This is a genomic window from Ruegeria atlantica (assembly GCF_013032005.1).
Lineage (GTDB): Bacteria > Pseudomonadota > Alphaproteobacteria > Rhodobacterales > Rhodobacteraceae > Ruegeria > Ruegeria atlantica_A.
Genome location: NZ_WQBE01000001.1, coordinates 1 through 25,448 on the forward strand (window position 1 = coordinate 1; position 25,448 = coordinate 25,448).

Here is a 25,448-nt window from a genome sequence, read left to right on the forward strand (position 1 = left end):
CACGAAACTGTCCGGTATTGGTGGAACAGGTTTGGCCCAATGTTTGCTGCTGAGATCAGTCGGAAGCGTGTTCAGCAACTGCGCGCGTTCTCCAAATGGAAGTGGAACGTGGACGAGGTTTTCGTGAAGGTGAATGGCAATAGACACTACCTCTGGCGGACTGTCGATCATGAGGGCGAAGTGCTGAAAGCAATCGTCACCAAACGCCGAAACAAGCAAGCTGCATTGAATTTCCTCAGGAAATTGATGAAGCGGCACGGTTAAGCTGAAGAAGTAGTCACCGATCGCTTCGCGTCGTATCTAGCTGCTCTCAGAGAGCTCGGAGCTACCGAAAAACAGCAGACGGGAAGGTGGCTCAATAACCGCGTTGAGAATTCCCACCTTCCTTTCCGACGACGCGAACGCGCGATGCAACGGTTCAGGCGCATGCGAAGTTTACAGAAATTCGCTTCCGTCCACTCCTCCGTCTACAACCACTTCAACCAGGAAAGATCGCTCGCAACCAGAGATACCTTCAAGCTGACCCGCGCCGCCGCTCTTAGCGAGTGGCGTCAACTTTGTTCCGGATAGCTTCACGGTTTCCGAGGCAAACTGAGACTGGTTCGAATTCGTCTGAAAGCACCGCCATATTAAAGGCAAAATCGACCACCTTCTGACTGCCTTTTGAACCGGCCAGTGTGCCGACTTTTCACAATACAATTGAAATTTTCTGGCTTTGGCAACCTCCGGACAACAGTCACCACGTGATGCGTATCGGTGACATCGCCCAAACCATTGTTGCCTCTTTCTCCGTCTTGTTGCGAAAGCGATGCGCGATCATGGATGGGTAGGAAAAGCTGTCTCCTTCGCGCAATGAAATGATCTCGTCCCCGAGACGTAGCTCAACTTCACCGCTAAGAACTATGGCGTGTTGCTCACCTTCAAAAGAATAGCCTTTGAGTGGCTCGGGTGGTTCTCCTGCGCCGGGGCGGAACCGTGATAGGATCAAGTAACAATGGCCGGACAATGTGCTTGAAAGCAACTCGTCCTCAAAACCTAATTCATCAGTTGAGCGCGTGTACATCGCGGACAGCGCCCTACGGTTTTCGCGTCGCACGACGTGCTTTCGCTCAAGAGGCCCGTTGCCTTCCTGTTTGGGAAAGAACCAATTGGGTTCTACTGCAAGCGCATCGCTGATTTCGCCAAGCAGGTCGTTCGACACCTTGGCCGCCCCAAGTTCAATTCGGCTGAGATAGGCTTTGGAGCACGACACCACCTCGGACAGGTGTTGTAGGGTCAATCCACGCGCTTTGCGCACTTCGCGAATTTCACTGCCGAGCCTTTGGGCGTCGGTCTGAGACACGTCACTATTCATGACTTCAGAATAAATGATTTTAGTTGACTTTTCGAGCTCAAATCAACTTAGTTGAAAAGAAGGGGAAAAATCAACTGATTTTCCATCGGCTGGGAGAAAGTTATGCGCTTTGATTTGATTGCCAATTTTAGCCCCGGTGAGACGATTCCATGGACGCGCACGCTGGAGATGATCCTCGAACAGTGTTCGCTGGCCGAGCAGGCAGGGTTCACGACCGCATGGTTCACCGAGCATCATTTTGCCCATAACGGTTACATGAATGCGCCGCCCAACCCGATCCAGATGGGGACCCACGTTGCCGCGCATTGCAAGACGCTGCGGGTTGGAACAGCGCCCATCATTTTGCCTGACTGGCATCCTTTGCGCGTGGCTGAAGATGCCGCGATGCTGGATAATATGACGCTGGGCCGTTTTGATTTCGGCGTCGCCAAGGGCATCAATGAACGCTCGACCCTCCAGTTCAATAAAGATGCGGACCGGCGCGACAATGCCAAGGTTATGCGGCTGTATCAGGAGAGCCTTGAGATTATCCTGAAAGCCTGGACCAACGAAGCGTTCACCCATCATGGTGAGTTCTATCAATTCCCTGTTCCCGGCTGGAAAGAGAGCAACCGGTTCTTTGACCCTCTGGATCCGCGTTATCACGATAAAGATGGCGAATACAAAGCGATGTATGTGCATCCGCGCCCCTATTCCAACCCTCACCCTCCGGTCTGGCTGATGTCAAATGCACCGCCCACATTCAAACTGGCCGGGGAACGCGGTTGGGGCGTGATCTCGATGGCGGCTGGCCCCAAGGTGACGCTGGCCTGTTGGGAGCCCTACCGCCAGGCCCTGTCGCAACGCGAAGGGCGCGAGGTAAGTCTTGGCGAGGGCGTTGGTGTCTGCACAGCGTTTTATGTCGGTGAAAGCATGGAAGAAGCGGTGAACACAATCCGTGGTCCGATCAATGCCTATTACGAATTTCTCGGCGGGTCGCGCCCCAAGGGGGAATGGACCAAGCACGGCTATCTGGATGTCGGCGAAGAGATGACCCCCGAAGATGAGGACATGGACTGGTTTGATTTCCTCAATAAACGCGGGATCATTGTGGTGGGAGATGCCGAATATGTTGCGGATCGTTTTGCAGAACGGCAGGAAACCATCGGCCTCGATCACCTCATGCTGATGCAGCAATATACCGGCGTACCCTACGAGAAAATTCTGGCCAGCTGGCATCGTCTGTTTGAGCATGTCGTTCCCAGGTTCGGTACGCAGTCCATCGCGCAAAAAAGGATGCTGGAACATGCTTGAGATTTGGGGGCGACCCTATTCGTCGAACGTCATTCCGGTGATCTGGACAGCGAATGAACTGGGGTTGGACTACGCGCTGCAACTTGCCGGGGGCAGCTTTGGCAAGCTCGACACCGAGATGTATGCGCAGATCAATCCCAACAAGATGATCCCGGCGATCCGCGACGGGGATTTTGCGCTGTGGGAAAGCCTTGCCATCGTACGCTACCTCTGTGATCGATACGGGGCAGGAACGCTGAGCCCATCCGATATTCAGACCCGCGCGATTGCGGATCAATGGATGGAGTGGTCGGCAAGCCGCGCCTTTGGGCCGGTGATCTATCTGTTCTTCGCAACGGTGCGCACGCAACCGGGCAAGCGTGACCCTGAAAAGATCGCCAAGCTGCGCGATGAGGCGCACGAGGCCCTGACCCTTCTGGACCGGCACCTTGCGGAGCGCACCTATGTCTGCGGCGACAGCTTCACCATGGCGGATATTCCCTTGGGATGTGTGGCCTATCGTTATTTCAACGTCGAGGTCGACCGCCCGTCCTTGCAGAATGTCGAGGCCTGGTATCAGCGGCTGGCGGAGCGCCCCGCCTATCAGGATCACGTCATGCGCCCGTTCGGGACCAACCCCGATGAATGGGCTGCCTTGGAAAAAGCCTGTGCCAGCGAAGGGGTGCTATGATGGACGTCCGAGAATATCGCCGCGCACTTGGCGCCTTTCCGACGGGTGTTACCATTGTAGCCACATATGACGCGGACAAAGAACCGTGGGGTCTGACCGCCAACTCATTCACTTCGGTCTCATTGCAGCCGCCGGTGATCTCGGTCTGTGTTGCAAAGTCAGGCCGGGTCTTCCCAACGCTGTCGCAATCGGATCATTTTGCGGTCAATATCCTGTCGGCCGAGCAGAAAGACCTTGCTATGCACTTTGCGAGCGATGTCGAAAACCGATTTACCGACACCGATTGGATCCCCGGAACCGCGACCCCCTTGATCCCCGGTGCCTCGACGCAATTGGAGTGTACGGTTCACAGCAGGGTCGACGCAGACGATCACGAGATCCTCTTGGGCCGCGTCATCAACTACGCCCACGCGCCCGCTCCGCCCCTTGTCTTTTGCCGCGGCGCGTTCTTCTCCGCGCCCCAACCCGAGGCTTCATCATGAGCGATCATCTGACCTTTCACACACGCTTCGGCCCTGATGAATTCGACGCTCAATATAATCTAAGGGCAGGGCGACCGGACTATGAAGTGACCGTCATTCCCGGTTGGAGCAGCGATAGCGAGACAGCGCGCGCCACCTGCGATTGCAGCCTGGACCTCCGCTATGGGGAAGGCGAGAAGCAAAGGTTGGATGTCTTCCGCTGCTTGGACGCGGCTGCGCCGACATTGGTCTATTTCCACGGCGGCTATTGGCAGCGTGGTGACAAATCGATTTACAGTTTCATAGCGCCACCCTTTGTTGCCGCGGGGTTCAATGTTGTTGTCGTCGGCTACGATCTTTGCCCATCCGTGACCATTACGCGTATTTCAGAAGAAGCGCGTGAGGCCATGGCCTATATCTGGCGCAACGCGCGCGATCTGGGCATCAATCCAGACCGCATCACCGTGATGGGTCATTCCGCTGGCGGACATATCACCCAGATGATGATGGCGACTGATTGGCCTGCGTTTGGTGATGATCTTCCTGCGGATCTGATAAAGTCCGGTATCCCGGTGTCACCGCTCAGCTATCTCGAACCGGTCCGTCTGACCGAAGCGCTGAATGCGGGTATCCGCATGGATCCAACAGAAGCCGAGGCTGAAAGCCCGATGACCAACCACCCCCCGGTCACCAATGCGCCTCAACTGGTTGTGGTCGGCGGTGCGGAAACCGAGGAATTCCACCGACAGGCACGCATGTATGTGGAGAAATACGAAACAGCAGATCGCAAGGTGGGTCTCTATTTCGTGCCGGGCGTGGATCACTTTGACGAACTGAATGTGCTTGTCGACCCGGCAAGCCCCTTCTTCAAACACACTTGCGACATGCTTCAAGGAAAAGGACTGCAATCATGACCGCTTTGACCCGTGACCTTGTCGACTCGGTCGGCGACGCTTTTAACGCGAACGACATTGACGCTGTGATGAAGCATTTTGCAGACGACGCGACATTTGACCATGCCGTTGGCCCCGAAGAACATGGCATACGTCTGGAAGGTGCCGAGGCCATTCGCAACGCCTTTTCATCCCTGTTTGAAAAGGTTGTGAACGTGCATTGGGAAACACTTGACTGCACCATTTCTGGAAACAAAGCCTGTTGTGAATATCGCCGCACGGCCACGCACAAGGATGGCACCAAGGAAGAGTTTCTAAGCGTCGACATCTTGACCTACCGCGATGGGCTGATCGTTCACAAAGACACGTATTATAAGCAACGCACAAGCTGATCCGACAGTCTCGGACGCAGCCAGACACGCAGTCGTTTTACCGAACCTTTCCCAGTTTGGTGCCGCTGGGGTTGCTGGCCCGAGCGGCTGTGACTTCTAAAGCCAGGTTTCATTTCCGGATTGGGGCTAAGCGCTTCTGGCGTAGAAATTCAGGTGTTGAAATCCCGATCTTTGAACGTCATGTGTCCACTGGATGCAATCTTAGGGCGAGGCCGGTTTGGACGTTCAGCCGAGATGTATGATTGCGGATCTATCGGGTGGTGAAGGCCGAAAATTGTTGCCATAGAAATTCACACCTAAGCATATGAAAATCGGCAGTGCTAAATGGTGGCGCACCATATTATTTACAAAAAATATTATTATTCGTGAATTTTTTTACAAAATTATGTTTCAAAAATAGGAATTTATTGAGGAATTTTCATTCCGCTTTCCATTATTGAGATGCACAAAAGTGCGCTTTTGTCCGCTGGAAGAGGAGCCAGAGGGCGAAAGAACGAAAATGGGAGGAATGAATGACCAACAAATCTGTCACACGCCGCGGCGTGCTGAAGTCTGGTGCCGTTGCAGGTACCGGTCTGGCCCTGCCTACAATCTTTACGGCTTCGTCGGCTGCTGCTTTCACCAACGAGCCGACAGGGGCATCTGTCACTTTGGGTTTCAATGTTCCGCAAACCGGACCTTACGCCGAAGAAGGCAATGACGAACTGCTTGCTCAGCAACTGGCGGTCGAACATCTGAACGGCGAAGGGGACGGGGGTTGCCTTAATACCTTCACATCCAAGGCGCTTCAGGGGAACGGCATCCTTGGCAAGAAAGTCGAATTTGTTACGGGTGACACGCAGACCAAATCGGACGCCGCGCGTGCCTCTGCCAAATCGATGATTGAAAAAGACGGCGCGATCATGATCAACGGTGGCTCGTCTTCGGGCGTGGCTGTCGCGGTACAGGGCCTGTGCCAAGAGGCGGGCGTGATCTTTATGGCGGGTCTGACCCACGCGAACGACACCACGGGCAAGGATAAAAAAGCCAACGGGTTCCGTCATTTCTTCAACGCCTACATGTCGGGTGCAGCGCTTGCACCGGTGTTGGCAGCTGAGATGGGCAAGGAACGTCGCGCGTATCACCTAACGGCCGACTATAACTGGGGTTGGACCCAGGAAGAGTCGATCGTCGCCTCGACCGAAGCCTTGGGATGGGAAACGGTCAACACGGTTAAGACACCACTCGCGTCAACGGACTTTTCGTCCTATATCGCCCCGGTTCTGAACTCGGGCGCGGATGTTCTGGTTCTAAACCATTACGGCGGGAACATGGTGAATTCGCTGACCAACGCAATTCAATTCGGCCTGCTGGACAAGGTCGCCAATGGCAAGGACTTCAAGATCGTCGTGCCACTGTACTCTGAGTTGATGGCCGCTGGTGCGGGTGAAAACATCAAGGGCGTCCTTGGATCGATGAACTGGAACTGGCAGCTGCAGGATGAGGGCACCAAAGCCTTCGTGAAATCCTTTGGCGAGAAGTACGGCAAGCCTCCGTCCAACTCGGCCCAGACCTGCTATGCGCAAGTTCTGCTTTATGCGGATGCGTGTGAGCGGGCAGGAACCTTCAATCCATGCGGTATTGTCGAAGCTCTGGAAGACTTTGAGTTCGACGGGCTGGGCAATGGTCCGACTTGGTATCGCGGTGCGGATCACCAGTGTTTCAAGGACGTGCTGGTCGTGCGGGGCAACGAGAACCCGACCAACGAGTACGACACGCTGGAAATCGTCGAGATCACGCCGCGTGCGCAGGTCGAGTACGATCCGGAACACCCGATGTTCGCCGGTGGTGAACTGGGTAAGTGCAACCCGGGCGCTTAAGGCCTTTGGCTGATGTCTGACCGCCGGTCTCGGCGGCCAGACCCCTTGTGGCCGGGCGCTAAAACCCGGTCACGACCACTCAATTACACTGACCAATCTTGAGGTGGGGCCGATGGACGCCATCCTACTGCAAATTCTCAACGGGCTGGACAAGGGCTCGGCCTATGCGCTGATCGCGCTGGGCCTGACGCTGATTTTCGGAACGCTGGGTGTTGTGAACTTTGCCCACGGGGCGCTGTTCATGATCGGAGCGTTCTGTGCGGTGACCTTACAGAAGCTTCTGAACCTGAGTTTCGAAACGGTTGACGAATCCCAGAAGGATTTTCTGGGCAACCCGCTGAAAGTTGAAACGCCTTATGTCGAGGCCTGGTTCGGCCCCGAGGTCGGAGCCACCATCATTGACTGGTCCGTTCCGCTGGCGATCCTTTTTGCGATCCCCATCATGTTGCTGGTTGGCTATGTGATGGAGCGTGGGCTGATCAAGCATTTCTACAAGCGCCCTCATGCGGATCAGATCCTTGTGACCTTTGGACTGGCTATCGTGCTGCAGGAAATCGTCAAGTACTTCTTCGGCGCTAATCCGATCCAGACCCCGCCGCCAGATGCGCTGAGCGGGTCGGTCGATTTGGGCATCATGGTTGGGTTCGACCCCAACGCGATCATCTATCCGATCTGGCGTTTGGTCTATTTCGGATTTGCGGTGGGCATCATCGGTGCGGTGTTCTCATTCCTGCAATTCACTACGTTTGGTATGGTCGTGCGTGCCGGGATGGCGGATCGCGAAACTGTCGGTCTGCTGGGTATCAACATCGACCGCCGGTTCACCATCATGTTCGGCATCGCCGCTGCCGTGGCCGGCCTTGCCGGAGTAATGTACGGCCCGCTTAATCCGCCAAATTACCATATGGGCATGGACTTTCTGGTTCTCAGCTTTGTTGTGGTCGTTGTGGGCGGCATGGGTTCATTGCCAGGCGCGGTGCTGGCCGGGTTCTTGCTGGGTATTTTGGAGAGCTTTGCCTCGACAACCTGGGCAACCACTACGATCCCGGGCATCAATCAGATCATCATCTACCTTGTCGCCATCATCGTGCTGCTGACGCGTCCACGCGGTCTAATGGGCCGCAAGGGCGTGATGGAGGAATAAGCCCATGTTGGGACTAAACAAAAAAGACACCGGCCTGCTGATCATCGTTGCGATCCTGACATTGCTGGCCCCCTTCATCCTGAACCCATTCCCTGAAGGCAGCGCTATGGCGCAATTCAATGCTGGGTATCCGGATCTGATGCAGCGTTTCGTGATCTTCGGCATCTTCGCCATCGGCTTCAACATCCTGTTCGGCTTGACGGGATACCTGTCTTTCGGTCACGCGGCCTTTCTGGGGGTGGGGTCTTATTCCGCCGTTTGGATGTTCAAGCTACTCAGCTACAACATCCTTCCGGCCATTGCGCTAAGTGTGGTCGTCGCCGGATTGTTTTCGCTGCTGATCGGCTTTGTCAGCCTGCGCCGGTCAGGAATTTACTTTTCAATCCTGACACTGGCCTTCGCGCAGATGAGTTTTGCGCTAGCTTACTCGGTGCTATCGAACCCCAAGTTTAACCTGACGAACGGGGAAACCGGCCTGCAAGTCTATGCAGATGATCCGCAGATCCTGCAGGGCGCCAATGCGCCGGACCTGCCGCACCTGTTCGGCTTGCCGATGCGTGCGACCTACACAATGGACGTGGGCGCGTGGAGCTTTGATTTCAACGCGGGCTATTACCTGTGCGCGGTTGTCCTGATGGTGGTGTTCTACCTGTCTATCCGCATCTTCCGGTCGCCCTTTGGCATGATGTTGCGGGCGGTGAAATCAAACCAACAGCGGATGAATTACACGGGTTTGAACTCGAAGCCTTACACTCTGGCGGCCTTTGTAATCTCGGGCATGTATGCCGGTCTGGCCGGTGGTCTGATGGCCGCGATGGACCCGCTGGCTGGTGCTGAACGGATGCAATGGACAGCCTCGGGAGAGGTGGTCCTGATGACTATCCTTGGCGGCACCGGAACACTGATAGGTCCGGTTCTGGGTGCTGGATTTATCAAGTATTTTGAGAACATCTTCTCGAAGATCAACGATAACGTCCTGCATAGCTGGTTCGCATTCCTGCCTGACGGGCTGGAGGATGCGGTTGTCTTCGTGATCCATCCGTTCATCGGTAAAGGTTGGCATTTGACGCTGGGCATCCTGTTCATGCTGGTCGTCATCTATCTGCCAGGCGGTCTTGTCGAAGGTGGCCAACGATTGCTCAACCGCTTTAAGCGCAAGAAATCTAATACCGACGATGCAACGTCGGGCAAAACAGAACCGGCCGAGTAGGGGGCGAACCATGGCAATTCTAAGAGTCAAAGATGTCAGCAAGCGCTTCGGTGGTCTCAAGGCGCTGACGGATGTAAACCTCAATGTCGAAGAGAACTCGGTCCACGCCATCATCGGTCCCAACGGTGCAGGTAAGTCGACGCTGTTGAATTGTTTAGTGGGCAAGCTGATGCCGGACACCGGGTCCGTTTTGTTCAACAACAATTCGGTACTTGGGTTGGAGCCGTTCCAGATTAACCAGATGGGCATCAGCCGCGTGTTTCAGACGCCCGAGATATTTGGCGAGCTGACGGTGATGGAAAACATGTTGATCCCGATCTTCGCAATGCGGGATGGGGCTTTTCGGATGCACGCCTATGAGACCATCGCCAATGAAAAGGCGGTTGTGGAACAGGCCGAGGCGATGCTGGAAGAGATGAACATGGCTGACAAACGCGAAATGCACGCCGCTTCGCTGTCCCGTGGTGACAAGCGGCGGCTAGAGATCGGCATGTGCCTCAGTCAGAACCCGCGCTTGCTGCTGTTGGACGAACCCACGGCGGGCATGGCGCGGGCTGATACCAACAATACCATTGATCTGCTGAAGCAAATCAAGGACGAGCGCGACATCACCATCGCGATCATTGAACATGACATGCACGTGGTCTTCAGCCTGGCCGAACGCATCACGGTTTTGGCGCAAGGCACACCCCTGGTTGAAGACACGCCTGAAAACATTCGTGGCAACCCAAAGGTCCGAGAGGCCTATTTGGGCGAAGCAGCGTAAGGAAAAGCTATGAACGAGAAACCTGACTTTTCGAAAAACGCGAACAGGGCCAGTACCGCACCTGCGTTTCTTTCGGTGTGGGATATGCATTCATACTACGGAGAAAGTTACATAGTTCAGGGCGTCAGCTTCAATGTACACGAAGGAGAGATTCTAGCTCTTCTTGGGCGAAACGGCGCTGGCAAGACCTCGACACTCCGTTCCATCGCAAGGGTTGGAGAGCCGGAAGTAAGGCATGGCGAAATCTGGCTGGATCACCAACCGCTGCACAATATGACAAGCTACGAAGCGGCTGCTGCGGGTCTTGGTCTTGTCCCGGAAGATAGGCGAATTATTCCGGGCCTAACTGTCGAAGAAAACCTGCAGCTTGCGCAAATCGCGCCGCCGATTGGATGGTCGCTGGAAAGGTTATACGAGTTGTTCCCGCGCTTGGGCGAGCGCCGCAAACAAGAGGGAATTACGTTGTCCGGCGGCGAACAACAGATGCTGTCAATCGCCAGAGCACTGGCCAGAGACATCAAGGTCTTGCTTTTGGATGAGCCTTATGAAGGTTTGGCCCCTGTCATCGTCGACGAGATCGAAAAAACGCTTATTCATGTCAAGCAACAGGGCATGACCACGATCATCGTCGAACAGAACGCCGTTCGTGCTTTGGAACTGGCGGACCGGGCGATTATTCTGGATACCGGGAGCATTGTGTTTGACGGGGCCGCGAACGAGGTGCTGGAAGACACCAATCTTCGGGAAGAGTATCTGGCGATTTAAGTTTACTGTTTAACCGCATGAAAAGCCTAAAAATATTAGGCTTTTCAGGTGCTTGAAGTCCGCTGATGTGGGCGGTTTCGGATAGACCATTGCCGATTTTTCAAAGACAGTCAAACCTGCTGGCCAGGCACGTCACCGACCCATTCTGTGTGGGGGTTGGCCTTCACTTCCTCGAGCATTTTCAAAACTTCTGCTTTCCATCCAGCCTTGATCTTTAAGGCCAACTGAGACGGCGGGCGATGAGCGGGTTCAAGGATCGCATATTCATACCTGAGCGGATTGCCCAAAGGTACGAACACAACCTTGCCGTTGGACAGGTTCATCTCACGTTCCGTTGCGACGGTCAGCGGATCAACGATTGTGCAGCACTGGCCTGAACTTACAAACGGAATAAGCGGTAGGAAATACTGACAGGTCACGGTCGGGTTATAGTGTGCTGACATGTCCTGAAACTCCCGCCGGACTTTGCGCTGAAACGGGTGGGTTGCGTATAGCCCGCCCATCGGCGTTCCGTCCAAATCGGAAATCGTAATGCTGTCCTGGGATGCAAGTGGATGATCGCAATCTATCGCGCAGAAACAGTCTGCCTGGATCAGTTCGACCGAATATTGTGCTTTTCGTCCGGCTGAATGCTCGAAATCAGCAAAGCCGAAATCGATATTCTGCGTTCCCGCAAGTTCCATAATTTGCGGAGAACTCCGCGAGGACAACGTGATTTGAATGTCCGGGTTCTCTCCCACTGATTGACTGATGAAACGTGGGAACAAAAAAGCCGAAGGGCCCGGCATCGTTGCGATATTCAGGCTGCCGGAATGCCCTTTAATCAAACCCTCCATGGTGTTTGAGATCGTTGACAGGCGATCCAGAATGCCTGTGGTCTCGGCCAGAAGGTAATGCGCCTCGGGGACCGGAACCAGCCGACGGCCTTTGCGTTCAAACAACGTCAGGCCCAAAGATTTTTCGAGGTTCTTGAGGGCAAGGCTGATCGCGGGCTGCGTCCGATGCAATTTCTTGGCGGTCTGAGAGATGGAGCCGGACTCCATCACCTCGCGAAAAACAGTGAGCTGGGTGAGGTTCATGCTAAATGTATAAGTTAAAATTTAGTTTTGTGAAATATAACAAATTTGTATTTATGAGAATTGCCTTTACGCTTGCATGATCGAAGTCGGGCGAACCGAATCCGACGTTCCAACTTGGGAGATGACAATGAAACTAGTGAAATGCTTGACTGGACTGGCTTTGGCTGGAGCGCTGGCCGCACCGGCGTTGGCGCAGGACCCGACCTTTTTCCGCATCGGCACCGGTGGCGCTGGCGGAACCTACTTCCCCATTGGCGGTACCATCGCAAACGGTATCTCGGCCCCTCCGGGTTCGCGCCCCTGTGAAGAAGGCGGCCAGTGCGGTGTTCCCGGCCTGATCGCGATTGCGCAATCGACCACCGCATCAGTGTTCAACAACGCGGCTGTTCAGAACGGCGAGCTGGAAGCTGGCCTTGCGGCGGCGGACGTCACCCGCTCGATGTATCTGGGTGAGGGCAAGTTCGAAGGCAAACCGCACCCCAAGCTGCGCATTGTCGCCAATCTGTTCCCCGAAGACCTGCACCTGGTGCTGCCAGCCGGTTCGACGATCAACGATCTGGGCGATCTGGAAGGCAAGCGCGTCGGTATCGCGCAGGCTGGCTCGGGCACGCAGGTTGCCGTGCTGCAGATGCTGGACGCCTGGGGTGTTAACCGCGACAACATGGACGAAGCCGAGCTGAACAACAGCCAAAGCGCCGAGCGTTTGGCCGATGGTCAGCTGGACGCCTACTTCTATGCCGCAGGCTGGCCGGTTGCCGCGATGGTACAGCTGTCCTCGACCAAGGGTATGAACCTGCATTCCTTCAGTGACGAAGATCTGGCCAAGATCAACGAGATCATTCCGGCCTATATCCCCTCGGCCATTCCGGGTGGTGTTTATGAAGGTATCGATGGCGAAACCAAGACCCCGGCGGTCAGCGCGATGCTGGTTGTGTCCTCGGACCTGTCGGATGATCTGGTCTATCAACTGACCAAGGCGATGTGGAACGACAACACACGCAAGCTGCTGGACAATGGCCATGCCAAAGGCAAGCAGATCACGCCGGATACCGCGCTGGACGGCGTCGAAGCGCTGGGCGTTCCGCTGCATCCGGGTGCCGAGAAGTTCTATAAAGAAGCTGGGCTTCTTCAATAATCAAATCTCACCGTAACCTATCGTCCGGTGCCCCATTTCGGGGCACCGCACACTTGAATTATGCGAAATCAGGGGGCCATCATGACCGAGACCCAGAAACTTGATGACCACGAACTGACGGCCGAAGAACTTGCGGCCATCGAAGAACAGTTCGACGAAGGCGCCGCTGTTCGGCAGGTCACACCAACCACCGGTAAGGTCCTGCGCGTTGTTGCCCTGATCTTTGCGTTTTACGAATTCTTTACTGCCGGGTTCGGCCTGCCTGCCGACCACTGGCATATGGGCATCTATCTCGCCCTGCTGTTCATTCTGGTTTACGCGACCATACCGATTATCGGATCGCAAAGCCTGTATGCGCTCAAAGTCAGCCGGTTCCGCATCGGCAACATCCCCCTTTACGATCTGGTCTTCATGGCGCTGGGTATCATTGCCGCGCTGTACGTCGGCTTCGCCTGGCGTGGCATTCCCTTTTTGGGGATCGAGGAGCAGACGTTCCGAATGGGTAACCCGAACGGGTATGACGTGTTCCTAGGTGTCGTCATCATCCTGCTGGTGCTGGACATCGCGCGCCGCACGCTGGGTTGGGTTCTGCCGCTGATCATCTGTGTATTCATTTCATACGCGCTGCTGGGGCCGTATTTCCCCGGTCTGCTGCAACATCCCGGTGTGAACTTCAAAACTTTCGTGTCGTCGATGTATTTCCCGCAAGAGGGTATTTATGGCGTCACTCTGTGGGTTGTCTCAACCATCGTGTTCCACTTTGTCCTGTTCGGCGTGATCGCACAGCGCACAGGTCTGGGACAACTTTTCATCGATAACGCCACGATTTTGGCGGGCCGCTATACTGGCGGTCCGGCAAAAGTGTCGGTGGTATCCTCGGCCTTCTTCGGCACGATCTCGGGTTCTTCGGTGGCCAACACCGTATCAACCGGCGCGCTGACTATCCCAAACATGAAGCGCCTAGGATACCCCGGCCATTTTGCAGGCGGGGTCGAGGCCGCGTCTTCGGCTGGTGGTCAAATTACACCGCCGATCATGGGCGCTGCGGCGTTTATCATGGCCGAGTTCCTTGAGGTTCCGTACACCACCATCGTGATTGCGGCGATCTTCCCAGCGATCCTGCACTATGTCGGCGTCTTCGCCGTTGTGCATCTGATGGCGCGTAAACTGAACCTGCAGGGTCTGGCCAAAGAGCAGTTGCCGCAGCTCAAGGCTGTGTGGGCCGAAGGGTGGGCGAACATTGTGCCTCTGATCGGTCTGCTGGTGGTCCTGTTCACCGGTTACACGCCGTTCATGTCGGCCTTCTGTGGTATTTCGCTGGCAGTGATTGCGGGCATGTCGCGGATCAAGCAACCTCCAACGTTGATCTACGCAGCCGCCTTCCTGGCCTTTGTCCTTTGGAAATTCTCGGATGGCGGATTTGATCTGACCATGACGGCCATTCTGTGCGGCCTTACGGTTGTCGCAACGCTCAACCCGCAAAAACGGATCGAAGTGCCGGAGATGCTGCAGGCGGTCGAGTTGGGCGTGAAATATTCGCTGGCCGTGGGTGCGGCTGCCGCAGCAGTGGGCATTGTGGTCGGAGTGATCAACACTACCGGCATCGGGTTCCGCATCGGGTTTATGGTGACGCAGGGCGCAGGCAATCTGGCGTCGGATCTGTACAACATGATCTCGTTTGGCAGCTTCCAACTGTTTGCGATGGAAGACTTGCAACTGTTCATCTCGCTGGTCTTCATCGCCATCGTCTGCATCCTGATGGGCGCGGGTATCCCCACCACGGCGCTGTACATCATGCTGGTGTCCGTCGCGCAGCCTGCGCTGGCGCAGCTTGGCGTCCCGCCGATCGCCAGCCACCTGTTTGTGCTGTACTATGGGGTGGTCTCGGAAATCACGCCGCCAGTCTGTACCTCGGCCTATGCGGCGGCGGCCATTGCGAACTCGAACCCGTTCCGTACCGGGCTATCTGCCTTTACGCTCGGGTTGGGCAAGGTGATTGCACCGATGGCTTTTGTCTATGCGCCGGTTCTTCTGTTTGTGTCTTCGACCGGGTTTGACCTGTGGGAATTCACCTATACGGCATCAAGCTGTATCGCCGGGGTTATCGCCCTGTCCGCAGCTGTCGTGGGATACTGGTTGAGCCCGTTGAACATGGTGTCGCGTATCCTGATGGCGGTCGCCGGGGTCATTTTCGTGGCGCCGACCCTGACTGCCGATCTGGTCGCGCTGGCCGTGGCTTCGCCAGTCATCATCACGCAGTTGATCGCCCGCAATCGCAGTCATTCGGCGGCCTGATGAAATGACAGAACAAGTCACCATCATCGGTGCCGGCATCGTCGGCATCTGCTGCGCCTTGTCGCTGCAAGAGCGTGGCATTCCGGTCCGGCTTGTCGATAGGGGCGAGCCGGGTCAGGAAACCTCGTTCGGGAATGCGGGTGTGGTGTCGCCCTGGTCGATTATCCCGCAGGCGATGCCGGGGATCTGGAAGAAGCTTCCCCAAATGCTTTTGGATCCGAAAAGCGCTCTTTCGGTCCGGCCTAATTTCTGGCCAAAGATGATCCCCTGGGGTTTACGTTTTCTGGGCAATTCCGGCGAAAAGACCGTTCGCGAAGTGTCGGATGCGATGGATCTTTTGTGTCGCCCGTCAATTGACCTGTACCGTCGGCATCTGCAAGGCACTGGCAGCGAAGATCTGATTACCGACAGCTACTATGTTCATGCATTCCGTCGTCCCGAACAGGCTGATTTGGAAGGTCTCGACTATCTTATCCGTCAGGAAAAAGGTGGTGATCTTGAGCGCGTTGACGGGCACGAACTGCGGCGTCTTGAACCTGCGCTGACGCCCGAGTTCAAAGCGGCGGTGCTTATCAAAGGTCAGGCCCGTTTAACCTCGCCGGGGCGCGTTGGCGCGGTTCTGGCGGAAAAAGCCCGCACGCAGGGGGCAGAGATCGTAAAGACCGAGGTCACTGGACTGACCTTTGTCCAAGGTGGCGGATGGCATCTGTCCACACCGCAAGAAACGCTGCACGCGCGCAACATCATTCTGGCGGCTGGCGTATGGTCTGCTGAATTTTTGAAACCGCTGGGTCTAACCGTTCCGCTTGTCGCTGAGCGGGGATACCATGTTCAGTTTCAGAACCCTGCTGCCAGCCTGAACAATTCGGTCATGGATGTGGATGCAAAGGTCGTTGCCAGCTCGATGGTCGATGGGCTTAGGGTTGCCGGAACGGCCGAGTTTGCAAAGGTCGACGCACCGGCCGATCCGCGCAAAGAAAAAATTCTGACAGAGCAAGCCAAGGCGATGGTGCCGGATCTTGATACCAGCCAGGCACAGTTCTGGATGGGTCGGCGGCCTTCATTCCCAGACAGCCTTCCTGCGATTGGGCAACTTGACGGGCAGGCCGGGCTTTTTACGGCGTTCGGGCATTCCCATTATGGCCTGATGATGGCCCCTAAAACCGGCGAACTGGTTGCCGATCTTGTGTCGGGACGCAAGCCCAACGTCGATCTGGCGCCATTTTCACCGACCCGGTTTTGAACCTGCGGCACACTCACCTTGAAAGGATTTGAATACCATGCCGATTTATGAAGGCGGTCAGAATATCTGTGGGGCCTCAATAGGCGTTCTTTGTCTTGAGAGCTATTTCCCCAAACCTCCGGGGCATATCAAGAATCCGTCCAGCCTGCCGTTTCCGGTCCTTTATGAAATGATCGACGGCGTTACTGTCCCGACCCTGCTGAACAACCCCACACCCGAGCTGCTTGACCCATTCATCAAAGGTGCGCAGAGGCTAGAAGCTGAAGGCGTACGAGCCATTACCGGCAGCTGTGGTTTTCTCGCCCTGTTTCAGAAGGAACTGGCAGCAGCAGTGTCTGTTCCTGTATTTGCGTCCAGCCTGATCCAGGTGCCTCTGGCCTTTCACATGACCGGAGCCAAGGCGCCGGTGGGCGTGGTGACCGCAGATGCATCGGCACTGACGGACCGGCATTTCGAAGGCGTCGGAGCGGCTGGTATTCCCGTGGTCGTACAAGGGTTGGAGCACACCAGTGAATTCGCCGAAGTGATCCTGCGCAACACAAGAACCCGTATGGACACCGATCTGATCGAGGCCGAATTGATGGATGCAGTGCGCAACCTGAAGCGGCAGTCGCCTGACATCCGGTCCATCGTTCTGGAATGCACCGATCTGCCGCCCTACGCCGCGCGGATTCAGCAAGAATTTCAGCTGCCAGTATTTGATCTGACGACATTGGCTCAGATGGCGCATTCCGTTGCCACGCGCAGCGCGTATTCTGGGATCATGCCCTGGACGTAAAAATCTGCAGGCCAGGCGCTTCGTGCCATATCGGAAAGGCATGGACCCCGGTCCGCAATTGCGGATATGCCAATCCTTGCAAGGGGTGACAATGACCAAGGGGGTGTGGAAGTGTCTGTCGAACTATCCATCCTGATGGTCGCCATCTGCTTAGGCGCAGTACTTCAGGTCGGGGTAGGGATCGGGTTCAGCATCATTGCAGGCCCGCCAATGATGATCATGTTGGGTACATCGACAGCCGTGCCCGTTTTATTGCTGTTGAACACCATTGTGTCCGTGGTCGCCACTGACCGGCGCATCCTTGCGATCGAACGAAAGACAACCCTCATCGGCATTGCCGGGTGCCTTGTCGGTGTGATCGCTGGCCTGGCAATCTACCCGTTTCTAAGCGAGGTGTTCGTTCTGACCCTGACGGCCTGCTTGCTACTGATCGGGTTGATTACAACCCTTATCCCGTTTCACCGCGCCATTGGTACGGCGGGTTTCTCAGCCGTGTCAGGGTTATCCGGGCTTGCAACCGTTTGGGCAGCGACGCCCGGGCCCCTGATGGTGTTCGGTCTGATTGCGAAAGGTCATCAGGCCAAGGAAGTCGCGAAGCTGGTCCAACCCATTGCTCTGGTCGCCTATGGCATCGCGTTCTTGCTGCATAGTTTGTCTTCGGTGCAGACAAACCCGTTCGGGCCGCAGTTGTGGGCGTTCGCTTCGGTTACTTTGGTCGGTAGCCTGATCGGCCGCGCCATCGGCCCGTACTTGCCGCAACCACTTATCACTGCAGCAATTCGGCTGGTTTCGCTGATTGCTTGCTGTGTTCTCTTTCAACGTGCCTATGCGATGGCTTATCTCTGAGGGGCAAATGATGACACGCACTGATATACTGACCCAATTCCCACGCGCTAAGCTTATGTCCGGCCCAACGCCGCTGGAGCGCCTGAACAAAATGTCCAACGAACTGGGCATTGATCTGTGGCTGAAACGCGATGACCTGACGGGGCTTGGTTTTGGGGGAAACAAGACACGGCAGCTCGAATTCTATTTCGGTGACGCCATACAGCAAGGCGCTGATACTGTTCTGATCACAGGTGCGGTCCAATCCAACTATGTGCGTTCCGCCGCCGCGGCAGCTGCACGGTTGGGCATGCAGTCGGTCCTGCAACTGGAAGAGCGTGTGCCAGACATGGCCCCCGACTATTACACCTCGGGGAATGTTCTGTTGGCCAAAATTCTCGGCGCGGAACACATGAGCTATCCTCTGGGTGAGGACGAAGCCGGGGCAGATGCAGCCCTGCATGCGCGCGCGGATGAGTTAAAGGCACAGGGGCGCAAGCCTTACGTCATTCATCTAGGGCTACATCACCCTCCGTTGGGTGCTTTGGGGTATGTCGCAGCGGGCCAGGAACTGTGCCAGCAGATGCGTGATTTTGATGCGGTTGTCGTGCCGTCGGGCAGTGGGGCGACACATGGTGGCTTGCTAACCGGCGTCGCGCTGTCAGAGGTGTCTGCGCCGGTCTTCGGTGTCTGCGTGCGTCGCGACAAAACCCAACAGCATGCGCGCATGGAAACTGTCCTGCAAAAGCTGGCAGGTTTGCTGGGCATCGAAGCGGACCCTCTGAAAGACAGAATTGAGGTTATGGACGAAGCCTTGCCCCCGGGTTACGGCAAGTTGAGCGCCAAGACACAAGCCGCATTGCAAAAGATGGCCCGGACAGAAGGAATATTCCTTGATCCCGTTTATACCGCAAAGACCTTTGCGGGGTTGTTGCATTTGGTTGAAACAGGGAAAATTCAACAAGGACAGAAGGTTGTCATGCTGCATACCGGAGGATTGCCTGCGCTGTTTGGTTACCAAAGCGAGTTGTTGGGCAGCCTGCAGTAAGACGGCCTGCTGCTTATGGGGTGGCGTCTGCAAGCCAATCCATAATTTTCAAAGCAGCCGCATTGCTTTGCGCGCGCTCTGTCAGGCACACGAAGTACCCCCGTTCAGTATTTAGGCGCCGTGACGTCACCGGCGTCAATTGCCCAATGTCAAAATGGTCCTGCAACAGTGTTTGCCATCCCAGGATCACACCATCCCCGTTCAAAGCAGCCTGCAGGTAGACCATGAAACTGGTAAACTTCCGCTCGGACACTGGCGGGGGCGGTGTAAGGCCAGTATCTGCGAAGAACGTATTCCAGTCGTCGGTGTGATTGCCCATTGTAAGATGGAGAAGTGGGCTTTGCGCCAGGGCCGCCGGGGTGTCAGGGATGGTGTTCGCGACTTCAGGATGCGCCACTGCAACCATGGTTTCCTGAAAAATCAGGCGGTGCCTGACCCCCGGCAACCTGTCCGGGTGGTCAAACGCAATGATGATGTCGGCATCAGGCCCATATGCGTTGTTTTGGTCCCGGGATATTAACTCGACCGAGATTTCGGGATGCGCGGTACGAAAGGCAGGCAGGCGCTTCATCAAGTAACAGCTGGCGAAGCCGATGGTGGTGTTGACGGTGACAACATCTTTGTCCGGACGGCGGCAAATCTGTTCTGCCGCGCTGCTAACCTGTAGAATGCTGCTGGCAACGGCGCGGAACAGAACTTCGCCTTCGCGTGTTAATGAGACGTTGGGGCGGGTCCGATTTAACAGTCTGACGGCAAGTTCCGTTTCAAGCGCGGCAACGCGGCGGCTGATTGCCGGTTGCCGAACATTCAGTTCTTGCGCGGCACGCGTAAAGCTGCGGTGTCGTGCAGCTGCCTCAAAAGCAGTAAGTAGTTTCCAATTTGGCGCGGCCATATCATTCCTCATTGGAATGTCGAGTATAAGGTTTTTCGATCTTTCCGGAAAAAACAAGCGGAATTAGCATTCTTGAAGAATAACAGCATTCCAAGAATGAGGTGCGTCATGAAAGTGCAAATAGCAGTTCATTGTGATCCGCAATCACGGATGCGGGCCGAAGCATTGGATCCGCCGTGCCAGACGCCGGATGAAGGTTTTTCTGAATGAAAACCACGGGTATCATCCTGTTAAACAAAGGTGTGCCATGACCCGACCCGCCCTTTGTCGGTTGGCCCGCTTTGTGGTCGACGATCCGCTTAGGCCCGACCCGGATACCCTGGCCGTGCTGCGCGATGGGGTGATCGATACGCTGGGCTGCATTCTGGCAGGTGTAAGAACCGAAGTGGCCTTCAAAACACGCGCAGCAGTGCAGGCTATGTCAGTGGAAGGCGGGGCTGAGGTGCTGGGTGCCAAAATGACAACCTCGCGCCCGCATGCCGCGTTTCTGAATGCGGTAGCGGGACATGCGCTGGATTTCGACGATTGGGAATTGCCCGGCAATACGCATCCGACCGTTGTTTTGCTTCCCGCGATGCTGGCCGTTATGGGGTCAAAGGCAACGGGTCGTGATCTGGCGCAAGCCTATCTGGCTGGGTTTGAAGTCATCGCACGTCTGGGTGAGGCGTTGAATTTCGAACATTACGACGCTGGCTGGCATTCTACCGCGACTTTTGGGGCTCCGGCCGCTGCTGCAGCTTGCGCGCGATTGATGGGGCTGGACGCATCGGAAACGACCCATGCGATGTCTCTCTCAATCAGTGCGATTGGTGGATATACCTGTCAGTTCGGCTCTAATGCCAAGCCGGTTCAGGCGGGGTTCGCTGCGCGAGCAGGGGTCGAGGCCGCCTGTTTGGCTCGCGCCGGTGTCACCGGTCAAGCACATGTGCTGGATCATGAGCGGGGGCAGGCGGTTTTGATGGGCGGGCTTGTGTCTGATCGGTTGCAGGCGGCGCTGGGCAAACTGGGAACGGGATACGCTCTGGCCGAGTACGGGCTGGTTCTGAAACCCTGGCCAAGCTGCGGGTATACCCATCGGATCATGACCTGCGCACGTCGCCTTTATGGCCGGATTGATCCGACGAAGATCACCGCGATTGACCTTTATGTGCCCGATTTTCACGCCGCCGTGCTGCCATTCGTGCAACCCAGGTCCATCCCAGAGGCTCTGTTCAGCCTGCCATTTGTAGCGGCTATGGGGTTGGTAAATGGTAATTTGACGCTTGCCGATCTCACGCAGCAGGCGTGGAAGAAACCAATGATTGAACGCCTGATTGGCAAGTCTCGCGTGCATGCTTTTGCGCCCAAACAGTCCGGTCAAAACTATTCGGCCAAGGACCCAGACCGGCTTGTGGTGACGTTCCAAGATGGGCAGATCATCGAGGAAAGCTGCAGCTTTCCCACAGGTGCGCCGCAGTCGCCGATGTCACAATCACAGCTTTGGGAGAAGTTTGCGGCCAATACCGGGCCCGTGCCCGACAGCTGGGTCGAAAAGTTGCGGATCTGGCCCGAGCTACCTGCCGTGTCCTCGTTGTTCTGCCGTCAGGGAGAATAAGCATGAGCCGCGTAAGATCAGGACGGACCGCCCGCAGAGCTCAGCGAAAGGGTGGGGCGGGAACAGGCCCAACCACCGCGATCTGGCCGGGCATCGAAGGTGGGCGATATCGCCCAATCTCAACTGAGGGGATTGCGGCCATCCACAAAACCACACTTCGCATTCTGGCCGAGATTGGCATGGCCAACGCGACGCCCCGCTGTGTCGACACCGTCGTTGCTGCCGGGGGATTGGTTTCGGATGCTGGTCGGCTTTTGTTTCCGTCCAAGTTGGTGGAGCAAGTGTTCACAACGGTTGGCCGGGGTTTCACGTTGTACGGTCAACGGCCGGAATACGACCTTGATCCAAGCGGTACGCGCATCCACCTTGGTACCTCGGGCGCGGCAGTCCATATCGTCGACAGCGCGACAGGAGAGGTGCGCGACAGCACGCTGAAGGACCTGCACGACATGGCGCGGTTGGCCGAAGCGCTGCCCAACATTCACATGTTTCAGCGCACAGTGGTCGCTCGGGATATTCCGGACACTCATGCAATGGAGATGAATACCGCCTTCGCCTGCGCCGCGGGTACCGCCAAGCCAATCGGAACGTCTTTCAGTTCTGCCGAAACAATGCGTGCGGCGATTGAGATGTTCCACATGATTGCGGGCAGCGAAGCGGCTTGGCGGGCAAGGCCGTTCTGCTGTGTTTCCACGTGTTTTGTCGTGCCGCCCCTGACTTTTGCTGCCGAAGCACTGGGAATAATCGAATGCGCAGCCGAGACCGGGACACCGTTAAAACTGGTGTCGGCAGGGCAGGCGGGTGCGACAAGCCCCGCGCCTTTGGCGGGCGCTGTCGCTCAGCAAACGGCCGAGGTTCTGGCCGGGCTGGTCTATCTGAACCTGCTGAATCCCGGGCACCCGGCGTTATTTGGTGCCTTGCCCTTCGTCAGCGACCTACGCACCGGCGCGATGTCCGGTGGCAGTGCCGAGCAGGGCGTGCTGATGGCGGCCTGTGCGCAGATGGCGCAATATTATGGCATTCCCTGTGCGGTGAGCGCGGGGATGACGGACAGCAAGCTGCCAGACTTTCAGGCAGGGTATGAAAAGGGCATCACCGAATTGCTCAGCGCGTTGGCCGGGGCCAATCTGATTTACGAAGCCGCTGGCATGTACGGCTCGCTTCTGGCGGCGAGCAAGGAAAGTTTTGTCCTGGATAACGACCTGATTGGATCGGTGATGCGTGCGACGCGCGGGTTTGAGATCACCGAGGATGCGCTCGCCTTCGATGTGATCCGCGACATGTGCCTAAACGGTCCGGGGCATTTTCTGGGCGCGAGTCAAACCCTGGGCCGCATGCAAAGCGACTATTACTATCCCGCACTTGCGGATCGGACGACACCACAGGCGTGGTCCGATGCAGGATCACCCAGTCTGATCGATTCTGCACGCGCCCGGACCGACGCGATTCTTGCCGGCGATCCAACGCCCGTGTTCGGCGTAAAAACAGCAACCGACATCGCGCAGCGGTTTCCCGAGATTGGCAGATATTTTCCATGAGAATGGGCGACGAAATCGAACCTTGGGTTTCACGGCGAGAGTTGTCGCAAAGTCCGATCCAGCACCGCCCGTACCTGCGCCCCGATTTGTGGTGCTTCCGAGGCGCGGGGGCCGGCGATGTTCAGAACTGACACCGGGTTTGCCTGCAGCCACTCACTGACATGCGTGGCACTAGTCGCTATTCCTTTTCTGACGTCGACGGTCAGATGTAACTTTCCAGCTTCTTCTGCAAAAACAATGGTTTGTTGCGTGCCGGGACTGATTGAGCCATCCACAAAGATCAAGGTAGCATCGCTCGATAAGACATTGCAGCGGGTGCGTTCCACAACGTCTTCGGATTGCGTTTCGGTCAGACCGTCGAATTGGGCCGGAATCCTTCCATCCTCGTTCATGCGCCCTTTGGGGACCCAGCCACCGTATGCAAAACCGTTTTGGCGTGCGAACTCCAAAGCAGCCATATCTACGCCAGTCTGTCCACCTGAGACAATTTTCATGACTCACGCCCCTATTTGTTGTGGTCTAGATTAGTCAGGTTGCCGGGGTACCGCAAACCGGCGAAATTCAAAGGGCTGGAGGTATTCACCCCTTGCGCGAAACGGATTTTGAGCGGTTCATGGGATCGTCAAACTGTCACCTGAAGGTCGGTTTGTCGCCTTGGACGCAAATGCCGTACGGTCAGAGTGGTCCGAATTTGTCCTGCAGTTCCTGTACGGCTCTCAGGTAGTGCAAGAGGAACTGGGGGCTTACCGGGCAGTTCCCCCAACAGAACCAGAGAAGTGCCCGCATTCAAAAAGGCTAATAAGGCATGGCGACACAATCTGACAGCAAGGCGGTCTTTCTGACGGGCAGCCTGATGGGGCACGTGACCCGGATGTCCTTGACCACCAGTATTGGTCTTATGGCAATTTTCGCCGTTGATTTCGTCGACATGATTTTCATCTCGATGTTGGGAAACGATGCGCTGGCCGCAGCTGTTGGCTATGCCGGGACGCTTTTGTTCTTTACCAACTCGGTCAATGTTGGCCTTTCGATTGCGGCAGGGGCCCTGGTCGCTCGGGAACTTGGCGCTGGGCGGCACGAACAAGCCCGCCAATTCGGCACCAGTGTGGCTGTTCTGGGTGCCGTCGTCGGGTTGATCGTGTCTGTAATCGTCCTGTTCAATCTGACGTTCTTTCTGTCGCTTCTGGGCGCAGAAGGCGAGGTGCTGCGGTTGGCTGCCCGCTACACCTCGATCATTTTGCCAACCATGTGGGTGATGGCTGTGGCGATGACCGGTATGGCGGTTCTGCGTGCTTACGGAGATGCCCGGCGTTCGATGTTGGCCACGATTTATGGTGGTGTGGCAAACGCCGTGCTGGACCCGATCCTAATTTTTGCTGTCGGGCTGGGGCTGGATGGGGCGGCCATCGCATCGGTGATTGCGCGTATTTGCATGTTGATCGCGACGGTCAGACCGGCGGTGCGGGTACACCGCGGGTTTGGTCGGCCCTCTTTGCAGCAGCTTGGGGTGGATATTCGTCCGGTCAGCGCAATTGCCGTACCTGCCGTTCTGACCAATATCGCCACCCCCATCGGCAATGCCATCGTCATTCGTGAGATTGCACAGTTCGGAACGGATGCGGTGGCTGGCATGGCCGTGATCGGGCGGCTATTGCCCGTGGCATTTTCGGTCATTTTTGCCCTGTCCGGAGCCATCGGACCTATTGTCGGGCAGAATTTCGGGGCGGGGCAGTTCGACCGCGTAAAGCAGAGTTTTCTGGCCGGGGTCAAATTCACCGCTGTTTATGTCTGCCTGATGGCCGTCACCCTATTCTTATTGCGCGCGCCGATTGCCGATCTGTTTCAGGCGCAGGGGGAAACGCGCACACTGATCTACCTGTTTTGCGGGCCGCTGGCCTTGGCGTCGTTCTTTAACGGTGTGATCTTTGTTGCGAATGCCAGTTTCAACAATCTGGGTCACCCTGTGTATTCGACTTGGGTGAATTGGGGGCGGCATACTTTGGGCACATGGCCCTTTGCTGTGGCCGGTGCCTATATCGCAGGGGCACCTGGGGTCCTGCTGGGGCAGGCTTTGGGTGGCGTGATCTTTGCGGGGGTCTGCTGGGTTCTGGTCCGCCGGGTCGTATCAAAACTGGCTACGCCGCAACCGATGGACCCGTTTGCCGGGCAGACCCGATTGCAGGCGCTGTTTGGGCGGCGAGGTTGGTAGATCAA

The 25,448-nt window shown here is 56.3% G+C and carries 23 protein-coding genes and 1 pseudogene; 20 read left to right on the forward strand and 4 right to left on the reverse strand.

Features of this window, described 5'->3' with window-relative positions; all coding sequences use genetic code 11:
- Positions 1-570 (forward strand): annotated as a pseudogene (locus GOX21_RS00005) (IS6 family transposase); the annotation flags it as partial.
- 166 nt (positions 571-736) lie between these two features.
- Here GOX21_RS00005 and GOX21_RS00010 read toward each other — a convergent pair.
- The gene (locus GOX21_RS00010) at positions 737-1,342 is read right to left on the reverse strand and encodes a helix-turn-helix domain-containing protein (protein WP_170374670.1); all 606 of its coding nucleotides are present in this window, start codon (positions 1,340-1,342) and stop codon (positions 737-739) included.
- Between the two features lie 114 nt (positions 1,343-1,456).
- Here GOX21_RS00010 and GOX21_RS00015 point away from each other — a divergent pair, with 114 nt between their 5' ends.
- The 10 genes from GOX21_RS00015 (at position 1,457) to GOX21_RS00060 (ending at position 10,807) form a co-directional block, all read left to right on the forward strand.
- On the forward strand, positions 1,457-2,647 hold the full coding sequence (locus tag GOX21_RS00015) for an LLM class flavin-dependent oxidoreductase (RefSeq protein WP_170348205.1): 1,191 nt from the start codon (positions 1,457-1,459) through the stop codon (positions 2,645-2,647).
- The gene (locus tag GOX21_RS00020) at positions 2,640-3,317 is read left to right on the forward strand and encodes a glutathione S-transferase family protein (protein ID WP_170348206.1); all 678 of its coding nucleotides are present in this window, start codon (positions 2,640-2,642) and stop codon (positions 3,315-3,317) included. The genes GOX21_RS00015 and GOX21_RS00020 overlap by 8 nt, the downstream gene beginning before the upstream one ends.
- Positions 3,314-3,799: a flavin reductase family protein gene (locus GOX21_RS00025; RefSeq protein WP_170374672.1), complete on the forward strand. Its 486-nt coding sequence runs from the start codon at positions 3,314-3,316 to the stop codon at positions 3,797-3,799. The genes GOX21_RS00020 and GOX21_RS00025 overlap by 4 nt, the downstream gene beginning before the upstream one ends.
- Positions 3,796-4,692 (forward strand): alpha/beta hydrolase, encoded by an 897-nt coding sequence (locus tag GOX21_RS00030; protein WP_170374673.1) that lies wholly within the window; start codon positions 3,796-3,798, stop codon positions 4,690-4,692. The genes GOX21_RS00025 and GOX21_RS00030 overlap by 4 nt, the downstream gene beginning before the upstream one ends.
- On the forward strand, positions 4,689-5,063 hold the full coding sequence (locus GOX21_RS00035; protein WP_170374675.1) for a nuclear transport factor 2 family protein: 375 nt from the start codon (positions 4,689-4,691) through the stop codon (positions 5,061-5,063). The genes GOX21_RS00030 and GOX21_RS00035 overlap by 4 nt, the downstream gene beginning before the upstream one ends.
- 512 nt (positions 5,064-5,575) lie before the next feature.
- Positions 5,576-6,922 carry a substrate-binding protein gene (locus tag GOX21_RS00040; protein WP_170348210.1) on the forward strand — a complete coding sequence of 449 codons (1,347 nt, stop codon included), beginning with the start codon at positions 5,576-5,578 and terminating at the stop codon, positions 6,920-6,922.
- Between the two features lie 112 nt (positions 6,923-7,034).
- Positions 7,035-8,066 carry a branched-chain amino acid ABC transporter permease gene (locus GOX21_RS00045; protein ID WP_170348211.1) on the forward strand — a complete coding sequence of 344 codons (1,032 nt, stop codon included), beginning with the start codon at positions 7,035-7,037 and terminating at the stop codon, positions 8,064-8,066.
- A gap of 4 nt (positions 8,067-8,070) precedes the next feature.
- A complete protein-coding gene (locus tag GOX21_RS00050) occupies positions 8,071-9,276 on the forward strand; it encodes a branched-chain amino acid ABC transporter permease (RefSeq protein ID WP_170348212.1) in 1,206 nt (401 codons plus the stop codon).
- A 10-nt stretch (positions 9,277-9,286) separates the two neighbouring features.
- A complete protein-coding gene (locus GOX21_RS00055; RefSeq protein ID WP_170348213.1) occupies positions 9,287-10,042 on the forward strand; it encodes an ABC transporter ATP-binding protein in 756 nt (251 codons plus the stop codon).
- Between the two features lie 9 nt (positions 10,043-10,051).
- Complete coding sequence (locus tag GOX21_RS00060) at positions 10,052-10,807, forward strand: ABC transporter ATP-binding protein (RefSeq protein ID WP_170357741.1); 756 nt, start codon at positions 10,052-10,054, stop codon at positions 10,805-10,807.
- 110 nt (positions 10,808-10,917) lie between these two features.
- Here the strand turns inward: GOX21_RS00060 and GOX21_RS00065 are convergent, their stop codons facing one another.
- Positions 10,918-11,886, reverse strand: a complete 969-nt coding sequence (locus GOX21_RS00065; protein WP_170374678.1) for a LysR family transcriptional regulator — start codon at positions 11,884-11,886, stop codon at positions 10,918-10,920.
- A gap of 127 nt (positions 11,887-12,013) precedes the next feature.
- On the opposite strand from GOX21_RS00065, the gene GOX21_RS00070 reads away from it, so the two are divergent.
- The 6 genes from GOX21_RS00070 to GOX21_RS00095 all read left to right on the forward strand — a co-directional run bounded on the left by GOX21_RS00070 (position 12,014) and on the right by GOX21_RS00095 (position 19,210).
- Positions 12,014-13,021 carry a TAXI family TRAP transporter solute-binding subunit gene (locus tag GOX21_RS00070; protein ID WP_170348216.1) on the forward strand — a complete coding sequence of 336 codons (1,008 nt, stop codon included), beginning with the start codon at positions 12,014-12,016 and terminating at the stop codon, positions 13,019-13,021.
- A gap of 81 nt (positions 13,022-13,102) precedes the next feature.
- A complete protein-coding gene (locus tag GOX21_RS00075) occupies positions 13,103-15,316 on the forward strand; it encodes a TRAP transporter permease (protein WP_170374680.1) in 2,214 nt (737 codons plus the stop codon).
- Between the two features lie 4 nt (positions 15,317-15,320).
- On the forward strand, positions 15,321-16,559 hold the full coding sequence (locus GOX21_RS00080) for an NAD(P)/FAD-dependent oxidoreductase (RefSeq protein WP_170374683.1): 1,239 nt from the start codon (positions 15,321-15,323) through the stop codon (positions 16,557-16,559).
- Between the two features lie 37 nt (positions 16,560-16,596).
- Positions 16,597-17,337, forward strand: a complete 741-nt coding sequence (locus tag GOX21_RS00085; protein ID WP_170348219.1) for an aspartate/glutamate racemase family protein — start codon at positions 16,597-16,599, stop codon at positions 17,335-17,337.
- 111 nt (positions 17,338-17,448) lie between these two features.
- Positions 17,449-18,183 (forward strand): TSUP family transporter, encoded by a 735-nt coding sequence (locus GOX21_RS00090; RefSeq protein WP_170374685.1) that lies wholly within the window; start codon positions 17,449-17,451, stop codon positions 18,181-18,183.
- A 10-nt stretch (positions 18,184-18,193) separates the two neighbouring features.
- On the forward strand, positions 18,194-19,210 hold the full coding sequence (locus GOX21_RS00095) for a D-cysteine desulfhydrase family protein (protein ID WP_170374686.1): 1,017 nt from the start codon (positions 18,194-18,196) through the stop codon (positions 19,208-19,210).
- Positions 19,211-19,223: 13 nt separating this feature from the next.
- On the opposite strand, the gene GOX21_RS00100 is transcribed toward GOX21_RS00095, so the two are convergent.
- Positions 19,224-20,102 (reverse strand): LysR substrate-binding domain-containing protein, encoded by an 879-nt coding sequence (locus GOX21_RS00100; RefSeq protein WP_170374688.1) that lies wholly within the window; start codon positions 20,100-20,102, stop codon positions 19,224-19,226.
- A 247-nt stretch (positions 20,103-20,349) separates the two neighbouring features.
- On the opposite strand from GOX21_RS00100, the gene GOX21_RS00105 reads away from it, so the two are divergent.
- A complete protein-coding gene (locus GOX21_RS00105; RefSeq protein WP_170374690.1) occupies positions 20,350-21,696 on the forward strand; it encodes an MmgE/PrpD family protein in 1,347 nt (448 codons plus the stop codon).
- A 2-nt stretch (positions 21,697-21,698) separates the two neighbouring features.
- Positions 21,699-23,234 (forward strand): trimethylamine methyltransferase family protein, encoded by a 1,536-nt coding sequence (locus GOX21_RS00110; protein WP_170374692.1) that lies wholly within the window; start codon positions 21,699-21,701, stop codon positions 23,232-23,234.
- A 29-nt stretch (positions 23,235-23,263) separates the two neighbouring features.
- Here GOX21_RS00110 and GOX21_RS00115 read toward each other — a convergent pair whose 3' ends face one another.
- The gene (locus GOX21_RS00115; protein WP_170374694.1) at positions 23,264-23,728 is read right to left on the reverse strand and encodes a putative molybdenum carrier protein; all 465 of its coding nucleotides are present in this window, start codon (positions 23,726-23,728) and stop codon (positions 23,264-23,266) included.
- Positions 23,729-24,039: 311 nt separating this feature from the next.
- Between GOX21_RS00115 and GOX21_RS00120 the strand changes: the two genes are divergently transcribed.
- A complete protein-coding gene (locus tag GOX21_RS00120; protein ID WP_254428433.1) occupies positions 24,040-25,443 on the forward strand; it encodes an MATE family efflux transporter in 1,404 nt (467 codons plus the stop codon).
- Positions 25,444-25,448 lie beyond the last annotated feature (5 nt).